Origin of the sequence: Flavobacterium cryoconiti, assembly GCF_048158645.1 — a bacterium.
Lineage (GTDB): Bacteria > Bacteroidota > Bacteroidia > Flavobacteriales > Flavobacteriaceae > Flavobacterium > Flavobacterium cryoconiti.
Genome location: NZ_JBLNKW010000005.1, coordinates 214,738 through 229,153 on the forward strand (window position 1 = coordinate 214,738; position 14,416 = coordinate 229,153).

The 14,416-nt window shown below is 33.4% G+C and carries 7 protein-coding genes; all 7 read right to left on the reverse strand.

The window, feature by feature from the left end:
• Nucleotides 1–48 precede the first annotated feature (48 nt).
• Complete coding sequence (locus ACM55H_RS09285) at nucleotides 49–945, reverse strand: carbohydrate kinase family protein (RefSeq protein ID WP_416836232.1); 897 nt, start codon at nucleotides 943–945, stop codon at nucleotides 49–51.
• Nucleotides 946–1,038: 93 nt separating this feature from the next.
• Nucleotides 1,039–2,781 (reverse strand): RagB/SusD family nutrient uptake outer membrane protein, encoded by a 1,743-nt coding sequence (locus ACM55H_RS09290; RefSeq protein WP_416836233.1) that lies wholly within the window; start codon nucleotides 2,779–2,781, stop codon nucleotides 1,039–1,041.
• A 9-nt stretch (nucleotides 2,782–2,790) separates the two neighbouring features.
• Nucleotides 2,791–5,937 carry a SusC/RagA family TonB-linked outer membrane protein gene (locus tag ACM55H_RS09295; RefSeq protein ID WP_416836234.1) on the reverse strand — a complete coding sequence of 1,049 codons (3,147 nt, stop codon included), beginning with the start codon at nucleotides 5,935–5,937 and terminating at the stop codon, nucleotides 2,791–2,793.
• Between the two features lie 13 nt (nucleotides 5,938–5,950).
• Nucleotides 5,951–7,549 carry a glycoside hydrolase family 32 protein gene (locus tag ACM55H_RS09300; RefSeq protein ID WP_416836235.1) on the reverse strand — a complete coding sequence of 533 codons (1,599 nt, stop codon included), beginning with the start codon at nucleotides 7,547–7,549 and terminating at the stop codon, nucleotides 5,951–5,953.
• On the reverse strand, nucleotides 7,533–8,873 hold the full coding sequence (locus ACM55H_RS09305) for a sugar porter family MFS transporter (protein ID WP_416836236.1): 1,341 nt from the start codon (nucleotides 8,871–8,873) through the stop codon (nucleotides 7,533–7,535). Before ACM55H_RS09305 ends, ACM55H_RS09300 begins: the two co-directional genes overlap by 17 nt.
• A gap of 713 nt (nucleotides 8,874–9,586) precedes the next feature.
• Nucleotides 9,587–11,128 (reverse strand): glycoside hydrolase domain-containing protein, encoded by a 1,542-nt coding sequence (locus ACM55H_RS09310; protein WP_416836237.1) that lies wholly within the window; start codon nucleotides 11,126–11,128, stop codon nucleotides 9,587–9,589.
• A 398-nt stretch (nucleotides 11,129–11,526) separates the two neighbouring features.
• Complete coding sequence (locus tag ACM55H_RS09315) at nucleotides 11,527–14,250, reverse strand: hybrid sensor histidine kinase/response regulator transcription factor (RefSeq protein ID WP_416836238.1); 2,724 nt, start codon at nucleotides 14,248–14,250, stop codon at nucleotides 11,527–11,529.
• Nucleotides 14,251–14,416 lie beyond the last annotated feature (166 nt).

Here is a 14,416-nt window from a genome sequence, read left to right on the forward strand (position 1 = left end):
GTTTCTTTGGCTTTTTTATGAATTTAATTTTATGCTTAAACTATTTTGTTAAAGCTTCATGAATTTATTTATTTCCTTTTCGGAAATTTTAGGATTGGCTCCTTCATGTCCGGCTACTAAAGCACCTACAGCACATGCATAATTCAATGATTTTTGTGGTGATTTTCCTCTAAGCAATTTGACTATCAGGGAGGCTAAGAAAGAATCCCCTGCACCTACAGTATCAACTACTTTTATAAAATAACCGCTATTATAATAAAATTTATCATTGTAATATAAGACCGCTCCAAATGCGCCTTTTGTTACGCAAACATGCTTTGTATTTGTCTTTTCAGCGATAAATTTAATATTTTGCTCAAAGGAATTATAAGGCGATTCCAATTGTTGGCTTATCTCATATAATTCTTCATCATTGAGCTTAATGAAATCTGCTTTTAACATCAATTCATTAAGGACATCTTCAGTGTAATACGGAGCTCTTAGATTTGCATCCAAAACCTTATATTTAGCTTTATCCAAAAGGTCATACAGAGTAGATCTGGAAACCTCATCACGGCATATTAAACTCCCAAAAACAAAAGCATCTGATTCCGAAACTTTTTCATCCATTTCTTTTGTGGGTGTAATTTTATCCCAGGAAGACGGGTAATGAATATCATAAGAAGCATTTCCCTTTTCGTTAATCATTACATTAACCACACCAGTTTTATAATCTTCCCCTATTTGGATAGCATCTGAACTCACATCTTGATTATTTATAAAGGATATAATTTCGTTACCATCTTCGTCTGCACCGACACGACTTATAATCGTTGTTTCTGCTCCCAAAGAATTCATTCGAAGCGCAACATTTAATGGTGCTCCTCCAATTTTTTTATGGGTTGGGAAAAGATCCCATAAAACCTCTCCAAAGCTAACTACACTTAGCATGTATTTTGTATTCATAACTAAAAAATTTAAAAATTAAAGGCAAGTGTAAAACTTGCCTTTAACCTAATTTAAAACACTAACCAAACAAACATTATTATTAACCTTATTTTAATATCCTGGATTTTGTTTGTATAGACCTCCAGTAAAATCAATTTCTCTTTGAGGTATCGGATAATATTCATCTCTACCCGCAGTAAAATGCGCATTGGAAAGGAAATCTTTCTTTGTTTTTTCTACACCAAGATAAGCGTTCAAAACTTGTTCTGCTTTACCCCATCTTACAAGGTCAAAAAAGCGGGGACCTTCCATTCCAAACTCCAATCGTCTTTCAAACATAAGTGCTTTCATAGCATAATCTTTTGAAGGAAAAGAAGCGTATGGAGCAATTTTATAAACATTTGAAGCTCCTGCTGCCAAAGGCATTGTTGTACTCGCTGCAGCTCTTGCCCTAACTTGATTAATTATGGGTAATGCTTCAGTATATCTGTTTAATTGTATTAATGCTTCTGCTTTAAATAATAACACATCTGCATATCTGATAAAATCAACATTTTTTGAAGTACCAATGAATGGTCCATTTTTTACATAACAAGAACAGTCCGGAGATTGTTGCTCTTTCATATTTCCAAAGTATCCATAAACTCCCGGATCTCTAGCCCAACTGAATTTGTAAACCATATCACCGGTAGCTTTCAGTGTGTTTTTGTATTTAAATGGTCTTCCAGGAACACCTACTGTATGGTCAATTCTTGGATCAATCGTAACCCCTGCAGCAAGTGGCGCATTTCCATTTCCATCAACAGCGTTAAAAATATCTGCATTGTTAAAAGTATCCAATAATGGCAAACCGTTAGCATCTGTTCTAAAAGCATTTACCATATTCTGGCTCGCCATATGAAAACCACAACATCCATAAAGTGGCGTACCATGAGGAGAATTTAACCCAGTCACAAAACTTACTCTTCCTGTATTGGTTCCATCATTGATAGAAAACTGAACTGCCCAAATAGATTCTGATCCATTATCATGACCATCTAAAAAGTTATTCCCAAAGTCCGGTTCTAAACTCCCAGTTACTTTATCAGCATAATCAATAACTTCTTGTAATCTAGCTGTATTAATACTGGTAACCTGATGTGTATCATTTTGTTCGTAAGCCTGATACAATCTTAATTTTGCTAAATAAGCCGCTGCTGCATTTTTATCAGCCCTTCCCACTTGATCCTGTGATTGTGGCAAATTATCAAATGCAAAACGAAAATCATCTGCAATTTTATTCCACAAATCCTCATTTGACAAATCATTAGAAGTTTTTAAAATCTGTTCCTGACTCAACTCTTCTGTTATAAAAGGAACTTTCTTAAACAGCAATTTCAACATAAAATGAGAATGTGCTCTTAAAAAGCGTAATTCCGCTTGTCTCACTTTTTTTAACGGATAATCCGCATCAGGAATTGCATTGATTACAGATAAAGCAAAATTAGCTCTTGAAATCGCTTTATAGTGATTCGTCCAAGTTCTAGGTAACATCCAATCTCCATAATCCGGAGTGGTTAAATTATATTGTTCGTAACGATCAATAACGTCAACATCGCCTCGACCACCTCCGCCTTTATAAGCATCATCTGATCGTACACTTCCATAAACCCATTGGTGGGTTATTGGCCCCACCATTTCATCATTTCCAATGGCAGCATAAGCTGCGTTAACAAGGGCATCTGCATTCGCAGCCGTTGCCACATTACCGGAAGATAGTACTCCGGTAGGTTCATAATCTAAAAATTCTTTGCTACATGATGCCAAAAATAAGACGGACAAGAAGCTGATAACTATTTTATTATATTTTTTCATGAGAATTAATTAAAAATTAAAGTTTACACCTAATGATAAAGTAGTAGGCACCGGTATTCTGTTAACATCTGTACGTTCTGGATCTGATCCTATGTATCCTTTTGGAGTAAACCAGAATAAATTCTCCCCTTGTGCATACACTCTACATCTAGTTATGAATCCCGTTTTACTAACTAAACCGTCAGGAAGAGAATATCCAATTTGTAGATTTCTAAGTTTAAAATAGGAATTATTTCTAAAAAGATAATCTGAAGTCTGACTGTCATTATGTGCCAAAGAAAGAGACGGTACATCCGTATTGGTATTGGTTGGTGTCCACGCATTAAATGTTCCCGGGCCTGCATTATCTCTACCTTGAACAAAATTGTTCCAGTAGATATAAGGGTCAACACCAATTCTTCCGGCTACACCAGAACCAAAAACTGACATGTCAAAATTCTTATACGCTAAACTAATATTAATACCATATTCTAATTTTGGAAGTGTTGTACCAATAAAAGTTCTGTCATCTGAATTTATTTTGCCATCACCATTGATGTCAACAAATTTTATACCTCCTAGCCTAGAGCCTACTTGAGTGGCATGCGAATCGATGTCTGCCTGACTTTGAAACAAACCATCTGTTTTATAACCAAAAATTTCAAATTGTGAATGACCAATGATAGAGTTTAAAGCTGTACCAGGATAAGCTGCTCTAACTTCTGCCGGTAAATCTGTAATTTTATTTTTTGTTGCTCCAAAATTTGTCGAAACATTAAAATACAATCCGTTTTCTAACTTATCAGCATACCCTACTGTAAGTTCCCAACCTTTATTTGCAGTAGAAGCTCCATTTACAAAACGCTGCTGCCCTTCACCTACAGCAGATGCTACTGGCGGTTTAATTAAAATCCCAACAGTGTGTCTTGAAAAATAGTCAAAGGACCCCGATAATTTATTTTCGAAAAAACCAAAATCAAGACCTACGTTAACCTCTTTAGTAGTTTCCCATTTTAGTCCTGAATTAGCAGCTTGTATCGATACAAAACCAGAAGGTAAATTTCCTGTATTAGTCCCATTCAAATCATAAGCCGTTCCAACATTATAATAGATATTGAAAAAATCAGGGAAATATACATTTTGATTCGATCCATATCGCGCTTCATACAATCCAAAACGAGCATTATCACCAATAGATTGATTTCCTACTTCTCCATAACCTGCACGCAGCTTAAGAGTTGAAACTGCTTTTATGTTTTTGAAAAAGTCTTCATTATTAATCTTCCAACCTACAGTAGCAGCCGGAAAAATCCCATATCTGTTGTCCTGTCCAAATCTAGACGAGCCATCTCTTCGGATAGTAAACGTAGCCAAATACCTGTCTGAAAACGCATAGTTAATTTTACCAAACTGAGAAAGCAACCTGCTTCCTGTTGAAATACCATTATTAGTTCTGGCACCTGTAGCTGCAGAAAGCGTAAAATAAGATTCTGACTCTACTGCAAATCCTTCAGCACGAGCATATAAAGTATTCAAATCAGTTTTAGTCGATTCAGTCCCTACAACTACTCCAATTTTATGATTTGAAACTTTCAAGTTGTAACTTAACGTGTTTGAAATTGTTAAACTTGAATATTTATTGGTATCAAAAGTCAAACTATTTGTACTTCTGTTAACAAACCCATTACTCACAGTTGGCTCAATATCTTTCCTATTGAAATCATTAAAATCCATCCCGATACTATTTCTGAAAGTAAGATTTTTCAAAATATCTATTTCTGTAAAGACATTTCCATACAAAGACATTTTTCTGTTGTTATCCCATCGGTTTAGATATTGCATCAATAAAGGATTATTTCTGTCTGAATAACCCGATCCTAATGGTCCTGCATACTCACCAGAGGCTGTAAATACAGGAATAGTTGGTGCCAAAGTTATGGCTAAACCTGGTGTTGGTGCATTTCCTACATCATTGGCGGCACTTCTTTCGTTAGACTGTGTAAATTGAGAATTTACACCAAACCTAACTTTATCATTGAACAACTTAAAATTGGCATTAAGTCTTGCTGAATACCTTTCATAATTGGTATATTTCAACATTCCTGAATTATCTAAATAACCCATATTCAATACCGCATTTGCTTTATCAGACCCACCGGATACCGATAAATCATTGTTAATTAGCAATCCCGTTTTATACATCGTATTCTGCCAATCAGTATCTCCGACAGGCACATTGGTATCCCCGCCAACATAAGGTTTAACAGTTACGCTGTTTAACACTGGGTTATTAAAATCATGATTCCAATCAAAATTATAGATCTCGCCATACCCGCCAGCTGGATCTGCATGATCGTTAACTGATGCCTGCCACAAAACCTTTCCTCTGTCCAGTGCATTAAGCATTTTATAACGTTGCTTTTTCTCAGAAAGCACTGAAACATTAGTACTGTAAGAAACACTCATCACTCCTTTTGCAGCATTCTTTGTTGTTACAATGATTACTCCATTCGCAGCCCTAGATCCATAAATAGAGGAAGCAGAAGCATCTTTCAATACTTGAACTGATTCTATAGCACTTGGACTCAAGCTGGCAAATACTTCCGGTCTTACCGTAGGAACTCCATCAATTACATACAAAGGATCTGTATTTCCCAGCGTACTCACACCCCTGATTAATATTCTGCTATTTGCTCCACTTGGGTCACCCGATTTTTCAATGGTCAATCCGGCAACTCTCCCTTGTAAAGCCTGCATAGCATTTCCAGAGCTCATACTTTGACCTGTAATCGGTTTTAAATCTACCACCGTAACGGCTCCTGTTACATCTACTTTTCTCTCCTTTGAATATCCTACTACTACAACTTCGTTTAAATTGGTGGACTCCGGTTTTAAAACAACATTTATCGATTCTTGACCGTTAACTTTGATTGTTTGACTTGCAAAACCTGTAAAACTAAATATCAAAGTAGCATTCTTATCTAAATTGTTAAGCGTATAATGACCATCAAGATCTGTTGTGGTAGCATTTTTTGTTCCGGAGGCTGTAATTGTTGCCCCGGGAAGTGACATTCCGTCTTCGGAAGAGGTTACCACTCCTTTTATTCCTATGTTCTGGGCCGTAAGTGAAAAAAAGGAACCCATTAAAATTAAATAGAGGATGATTTTTTGTTTCATAATTTCAGATAGTTTAGTTAAATTTTAGTTGGTTAATTATTAAATTTTCAATAGTAAAATTGAAATTTTCTTTAGTGACTGAAAATGTTTCCATTGGTTTTTCTGGAAAAAATATTTCGGTCATAACTGTTTGTCCGTTATTGTAAAATACTTCGATTGAGGTTTTATCAATTAGTACTCGTACATCGATTTTATCAAAATCTTCTGTAAATGGAGCTTTTGAAATTTGCTTTGCAAAAACATCCGAAAAAGACAAATCCCCCGATTTTCTTCTATCGATAAAAAAGTACTTCTCTTTTGTATTGATACCAAAATGTATGGTGTTATTAGCATTATTGGAAAGTGAAAAAGTATAGACATCTTTTTTCAGGCTCTTCAATGTAAACTGAATATCCACTCTTGATAAATCAATCAGTGATTTATCAATCAACACCGTTTTTTTCTCAATTTTAAGCACCTCTTTTTTTATGGTCTTTGATACATAATTTTGTAATTCTTTAACTGGCTGAGAAGAAACTCTGAAATGACTTCCTGATTTTATAAGTTTTAATTCTCTTGGCAAAGTCATGCTCCCTCTCCATTTCTCTGTAGGTACTTTATTCGCATATTGCCAATTGGACATCCAACCTGTAAACAATTTTCTACCATCAGTCTCTGAAATATTTGACCACGTAACACCCGCATAATTATCTCTGCCGTAGTCAATCCAAAGTGATTTGTGCTGTTTCAAATCCTGAGAAAAGGATTCATCCAAAGTAAATGTGGTACCATCAAAATCTCCAACAAAATATTGAGTAGCTGAGCCTCCATTAGGACCTCCAGGGTTTATACTTAGTAAAAGCACCCATTTATATTCATCGGAACCATCTATAAGCATGGGAAAAAAATCTGGGCATTCCCAAACACCGCCATGAGCCCCAATGTTTTTACCAAAATCAGAAAGTAACTGCCAATCTTTTAAGTTTTTAGAACTATAAAACATCGTTTTATCCCCTGCTGCTAAAACCATTAACCACTGTTTATGGACATTATCCCAAGTCATTTTGGGGTCTCTGAAATCTTTAATATTTGGAAATTTAACAACTGGGTTTTTTTCATACTTAGTCCAAGTCAAACCTTCATCTAACGAATAAGCAATCCCTTGTGATTGAACACCTGCCTCACCAGCTTTCTCTTTAACAGGATTGTGATAGGTGAACATCGCTACAATGGGCGGATTTTGTAAACTACCAAAACCAGAGGTGTTTTTTAAATCAACAACAGCACTTCCCGAAAAAATATACCCTTTTTCATCTGGATAAATAGCTATTGGTTTTTCTGTCCAAGTGATAAGATCATTACTTATTGCATGGCCCCAGTGCATTGGGCCCCAAACATTTGAATCTGGATAGTGTTGATAAAAAAGATGGTAATAGCCATTATAAAAAAACATTCCATTAGGATCATTCATCCATCCCTTTTTTGGTGTAAAATGAAAATTTGGTCTGTAAAGCTCTTCCTCTGAATACACTTTTTTATCCAAAAGGGAAGATTCTTTACAACTGAACAAAGCCAGTAATCCCATTACACAACATATCGACAAGAAGTATCTTTTTTTAGTTACTGTAATCATAGTTTTCTTTTTTTATTAATTTTTTACTTAATTCTTCTAAGGAAATCCCTTTAGTTTCCGGCATCAAAACCGCAACAAACAAGAGTTGAAAAACCATCATTATTGCGAAAAACAAAAACACAACTCCAGGACCTATCGTCGAAAACAAAAATGGAATTAGAGATGGAATTATTGCTGCTAAAACCCAGTGCGTTGTACTCCCAAAAGCTTGTCCGGATGCTCTAAGATGATTCGGGAAAATTTCTGAAATAAAAACCCAGATTACGGCTCCTTGACCTATTGCATGTGAAGCAATAAATAAAAACAAGAAGATTGGAACCGCCATTCCTTGCCAATGGAAAAAGAAGGCCATGGCAACAAGAGAAAGTGAAATAATGTATCCTACTGAACCAATATACATCAAGACTTTTCTCCCTAATCTATCAATTAGAAAAACCCCAATTAGCGTAAAAACTAAATTTATGGCTCCAATTCCTATACTACTCAATAAAGCGGTGCTTTCTCCCAAACCAGCTTCTTGAAAAATTCTGGGTGAATAATATAAAAATGCATTAATACCAGACAATTGATTAAACAGCGCGATAAAAAAGGCTAAAATCAAAGGAGTACGGTATTTTTTCATGAAAATATTTTCATTGGAAATAGTCGTATCGTTATTATCTTGGTTAATCTCCACCATCATTTTTTCAAAATCGGCTTCTTGCCCCATTAGCTGCAAGACTTTTTTAGCCTCCTCATTTCGGGATTTTGACAATAGCCATCTTGGACTTTTGGGAATCGTATAAATAAATACGGTATAAATAAACGATGGAATTGCTTGTACTCCCATCATCCATCTCCATGAGTTTTCACCCGTATTCCTTAATAAGTAATTGGAAAGGAATGCCACCAGAATTCCCAAAACAATATTAAATTGATAGAAAGCAACCAGTTTACCTCTATCTTTTGCAGGAGCAATTTCCGAGATATAAGCGGGTGCAGCAATTGTTGATGCTCCAACCCCAAGTCCTCCAATAAATCTAAATGCAGCAAAAACGAATGGATTGTTTGCCATAGCCGAACCAATAGCCGAAATAAAGAATAAAATCCCTATCCATAATAGTGTATTTTTTCTTCCAATTTTATTAGTTGGAATCCCACCAAATATTGCACCGAAGACGGTACCCCATAAAGCCATTCCCATAACTACTGTTCCATGGAAAGCATCAGAAGAATTCCATAAAACTTGCAGCTTTTTATCAGCTCCTGAAATAACAACGGTATCAAATCCAAAAAGAAACCCTGCTAGTGAAGCAATCAGAGACCAAACAATAATTTTTTTCATTATCAAAAAATATTAAATTAGATTGCTAAGATATCCGCATAAATTTTGCTTTTATTTTGAGGATGTTACAATTTCATTTAATACTGTTTCATAATTACGAATAAACAATAAAATACTGTTTATCAAATAGTTATAATTTAAAATAAACAAATAACTACTTCGTTGTAGTTCGATTATGTTACACTTGTTACAATTATGTTACACGTATTTTTTAAAAAAATAGATATTCAGGAATAAAAAAAAAGTCCCTTGATGGATTTTATTCAATTAATAAAATTTTAATTTATTTTTACAGGAAGTTTAAAAATAATTGATAAAAAAAATGAATTTATTAAGCAATCTAATATTGTGAAAGTATTCTAAAGGTTTTAAGAAAAATTATACTGATAAAATGCAATGTGAACTCAAGATTCAAGGATCTTTTATATCTATGTACAGGAATTGCAACAAGAACAAGACAACTTATATTAAAAATAATTCCAATACATCTATTTCCAATAGTTGCATCCAGTGCGGAAAGTAGCAGAATTATTGCATTGAAATAAAGCCATAAAAAAACCATCAAAATTAGATTTTGATGGTTTTGATTTTAATATTACGTAAGAAAGTGAAAAATGAACAGAATTAATTTTAATTACTAAACCTGAATCTTTATAAAACAAGCGTTATAATAAAGGTCAAAAAGGCTAAAGTCATCCTTTTCTATACTCCTTTTATTTAAAAATTTTTAAATCTGAAAAAGTGACTTCACCATTATCAGCAAAAATAGCCCAAGGATTCTGATTCATTTTATAGATACGGTTTGTAAAAGCGATTTCGTCATTAATGTATATCACACATACCGAATTTTCAGAAATGATTGTAACATTAAACTCTTTATTAGCCGGTACATTTAGCGGAAGCTGTGTTACATTTAAGGAGGACGCATTTTTTATAACCTTATCTAATCTTAATTGATTTTTGGCTAAATCGAATACAATGGCAAATACTTCATTTCGCGTGTCACACGCTCCAAATTCAAAACCGAATTGAGTGGATGATGTCGCTTTTATATGTGTTTTAATTTTAAATGCTCTAGTTTCTCTGTCAAATACTGAAAATGTCTTCTCCGTGCCAATGCCCTTCAGTGTATAGGCATCTCCTTGCTTTGTAGTCCCAAAGCTTATTTTCGAATTTAAAGCTTCATTAACAATAAACTTGCTGTCTACACCATTGGGTATCGCAATACCTAATCTTCCATTTTGATGCTGAACAAGGCGATGCGTTACAAGCGATCCAGCCCAATCAAAAATAGCGGCATCACTGTTTTTGTTTTTAGTAGGACACCACCCTGCTATATACCGGTTTATACCATCGGCAACTGTTTTTCCAGCATAGAAAGCAATTCCATCTAACGCACTATTTACGGGAGTAATCCAAGTATTGTCAGTTAGCAAACGGTATTTATAGTGTACCATTCGATCATCAATATTAGAATAGATCAAATACTGATAGTCACCCATACTAAATACATCAGGACATTCAGTTATAAAAGTAGTTGTATCCTCATAAAATGGCTTTTCCAAAGTCCAATCTCTTAAATTGGTAGAACTGTATTGAGCGATTACTGCTCGCCATGGCACAGTACTGTTAGAAACTAAACCAACCTCAGAACGTGTCGCAATCAACATTTTATACGTTCCTGTACTTTTATCTTCTATGACGATTGGATCTCTAAATTCATTGCGATCATATCCCCAAGAAGCCTGCAATAAAAAGGAAGGATCTTTGGTCCAATTTTTTAAATCCGTAGACGTTGCAAGCATAATTTTTTCTTTAGGATCAAGAATTCCGTTATGTCCTGTATAGAAAGCGTAATAAATTCCATTCAATTTAAAAACGGATCCTGTACCTAATGCTCCATCCTGATCAGTCGCAGTTCCTGTGGCAATCATTTCACTAGTGTCATTGAATGTTGCAAAATCAGTTGTAGTTACTTTGTACCAAGGATGAAATGTAGACAATGTATTTCTCGCGTCGTACAAATAGAAAATATGGAATATTCCATTTTCATAAAATGGTATGGGATCACCAACCCAACCTCCTGCAGGTTTAAAGAAAGTTCGATACGCATTATCTAATTCATTAGGGGTTTGACACGCTGGAGCGTTTGTCTCTACAATAGGGTTTCCAGTTGCCGGCTTATCCTCTTTAGTACAATTATAAAATAATGCAACATAAAGTGGAAGACATAAAAACTTAAAGCTTATTTTCATATTTTGATGATTTACGAGAATTATTAAGTACATAAAAAAGACTTTAATACTCTCAGATTAAATATTTCTATCAGAAAAAGGAAGCGATCAAAAAGAAATTAAAAACTTCCAAGATCTTTCGCAGCTGTAATTTAAAATCAAACAAAAAAATTAATTGTGTTTAAATCTTAAATTCAATTACTAAGATATTTGTAAAAAATCAGTTTTTATTTTAAGAATGTAATGGTTTTATCTAATGCTTTTTATAATCATCAAAAATAAAATAAAACACTAAAAAACAACACATTAGACATAAAAATAAAGAGCAGCTACTTCTTTGTAGTTGCTCTTATGTTACGTAAAATACAATTATGTTACGCTATTTTTGTTAGGAAGAAAGTGGTTCAATAGAAAATCAACTATTTTTTACTTTTATATTCTTTAGGCGTAACCCCAAATTTATTTTTAAAGGAAGTTGAAAAATAATTTGGTGAGGAGAAACCAACCGCGTATGCAATTTCTGAAATATTTAAGTCCGCCTTTTTTAGTAATTCTTTTGACTTATCTAATCGCATATTATTAATATGGTCACTGACACTAATTCCTAATATAGCTTTCACTTTTCGATACAATTGTACCCTAGAAATAGTTAAACTTCGTGCAAGATCTTCAACAGTGTAAGCAGAATTATCCAAGTTTTTTTCAATAAGATCATTCAACTTTCTTAGAAAATCTTGTTCAGAAACACCAAAATCACCATCCTCAATATTTAAAATATTATTGGTATAATAAAATCGTAGTTTTTCTCTGTTAAAAAGCAATCCTTTAATAGATTGCGCCAATACTTTTAAATTGAATGGTTTTGTCAAAAAGATATCGGCACCGCTTTCTAGAGCTTTCAAATAGGAATCTTGATTGTCCGAAGCGGTAAGCATTATAATAGGAATATGTGACGTTCTTAAATCTTTCTTGAGTATTTCACAAATTTGAAAACCATTCTTTTCAGGCAAATTCAAATCACAGATAATAATATCTGGAATTAATTCTAATGCCCTTTCAATTGCATTGGTACCATCAGATGCAAAAAAAGTATACTCTGCTGAAAATTTATGAGATACAAAATCTAAAAGCTCGGTATTGTCCTCTATATAAAGAATCGAATATTTATCTTCGGTGTTTTTGGGTTCAACAGTCTGAATAAACTCGGAATCCAGATAATCCGGTTCATGGACAAAATCTAGTATTGGCTCTTTTATTATATATTTTTCATCAAGATGCTCTTTTCCTAATGGTAATGTAATTATAAATTCTGCTCCATTTTTTGAATTAATTTCTATTTTCCCTTTGTGCAGATCGATAAAACTTTTTGATAAATGAAGCCCTATTCCAGAACTGTTCCTGTAATTATTTGAACCTTGATAAAAAGCATTAAATACCTCCTTCAACTCATTTTCTGGAATCCCTATACCTGAATCTTTAAAGTGAATTTTAACAATGTTATTGGGCTTATCTTCTTTTATTACAATCGAAATTTTACCCTTTTCAGGAGTAAATTTAAAGGCATTTGACAACAAATTAAAATAGACTTTATCCATAAGATTTCGATCCATATAGACTTCTAATTCCGGATTGTTAGTTGTCAATGAAAAATCAATATTTCTTTTCTTCGCTTCCCGATCAAAATCACTAATAATACTTTTTGAAAAATCTAAAATATTAGTTTTTGATGCTCTCAAAGTAAATTTTTGATCCTCTGTTTTTCTATAGTCTAATAATTGATTAATTAACCGGAGCAACCTTCTGGAGTTGTTATACATCAAATTAATTTCCTTATTCACGGAAACACCTTTATTTCTAAATTCATTTCCCAAAGATTCTATAGAACTCAATATCAACGTTAACGGCGTTTTGAATTCATGAGACAAACCTGTAAAAAAATTAAGTCTTGCTTCGTTACTTAGTTTTAATTCTTCAGAAAATTTTTCAATTTCATTTCTTTGGCTAACAATTTTTTTATTTGTCTCTTCCAATTCTTTCTTCTTACGACGAATTGTAATTCCAGAATAAATACTATATATTGCTAAACTTAGCACAATTACAAATAAAGAAATTAAAAGTTTCAGAAGATTACTCTGAGTCGAATATTTCTTTTCCTGGTTTTTAATAATATTTTGTTGTTGCTCAATATCAGCCTGTTGAATTGCTATTTTATCAAATTGATTGCTCATTATATCTGCATTAAGAGAATCAATCAATATCGTATTCAGTTTATTATTTTTAGGAACAATTTCTTGATTGACTATTTTTAAAGCTAATCGTATCGCTTCGCTACCGCCTGTTGGGTATAAAACAGTTGCTTCTAAAATTTTATCTTTAACATATTGAATCCCTCCGAATGGTCCATTAAGCCCATCAACTCCTATAAATTTTATTTTTTTATCTAACCCTTTATCCTTGGCAATTTTCCATGCGTTATACGCAATTAAATCATTAAAGGCATATACGTAATCAATATTAGACAAACTATCTAATAACTTTATATAATTTGTTTTTGGATGCCCAAAGTCATCTGAATCTATATCAAAAACTTTAATACCAGGATATTGTTTAATAATTTGTTTAAACCCCAAGCTTCTTTCTAAACCAGGCGATGTATTTAAATCCCCATAAATTTGAATCACATTTGCATATCCTTTAGAAATTGAAACAAGATGTTTACCAGCTAATCGTCCCACTTCAATATTGTCTGCTCCCAAATATGCTGTATAATTGGACGTATTTACTTTTCTGTCTACTATGATTACCGGAATACCTTTGGCTTTGGCTTTTTCTATTACTGGGACAATAGAGTCTGATTCAAAAGGGGAAACTATGATGACATCTACTTTATCTTCAATAAACTTTTCAATATCACGAATCTGTTTTTTTGGTTGACGATTCGCATTATAAATTCTCAAGTTAACCTCTGGATGAAGCGAAGATTCAACCTCCATTGCATGATTCATCGATGTTCTCCAAATATCGTCACCAACACTTTGTGAAAATCCAATTGAAATTTTCTTTCTATCAGCTTCTGATGAATTACAGGAATTCAGTATACATATAAAACTTGCCAGTAGTATAAAACAGCCTCTTCTTGACATACGATTTATGATTATAAAAATAACAATATAAAAATTTTAGAGTAATTTCAGTTATTCTTGTAATTGATTTTTCTAAAATCATGTCTATAATAGTATCAGTGACTATAGACGTTCTTAACCCTACAAAAATGATTCCTGATTATGATAATTTCAAATGGTGTAGTAA

Coding starts and splice junctions, on each gene's coding strand:
- ACM55H_RS09285 (WP_416836232.1), bottom strand. CDS start 945: ATGAATACAAAATACATGCTAAGTGTAGTTAGCTTTGGAGAGGTTTTA.
- ACM55H_RS09290 (WP_416836233.1), bottom strand. CDS start 2,781: ATGAAAAAATATAATAAAATAGTTATCAGCTTCTTGTCCGTCTTATTT.
- ACM55H_RS09295 (WP_416836234.1), bottom strand. CDS start 5,937: ATGAAACAAAAAATCATCCTCTATTTAATTTTAATGGGTTCCTTTTTT.
- ACM55H_RS09300 (WP_416836235.1), bottom strand. CDS start 7,549: ATGATTACAGTAACTAAAAAAAGATACTTCTTGTCGATATGTTGTGTA.
- ACM55H_RS09305 (WP_416836236.1), bottom strand. CDS start 8,873: ATGAAAAAAATTATTGTTTGGTCTCTGATTGCTTCACTAGCAGGGTTT.
- ACM55H_RS09310 (WP_416836237.1), bottom strand. CDS start 11,128: ATGAAAATAAGCTTTAAGTTTTTATGTCTTCCACTTTATGTTGCATTA.
- ACM55H_RS09315 (WP_416836238.1), bottom strand. CDS start 14,250: ATGTCAAGAAGAGGCTGTTTTATACTACTGGCAAGTTTTATATGTATA.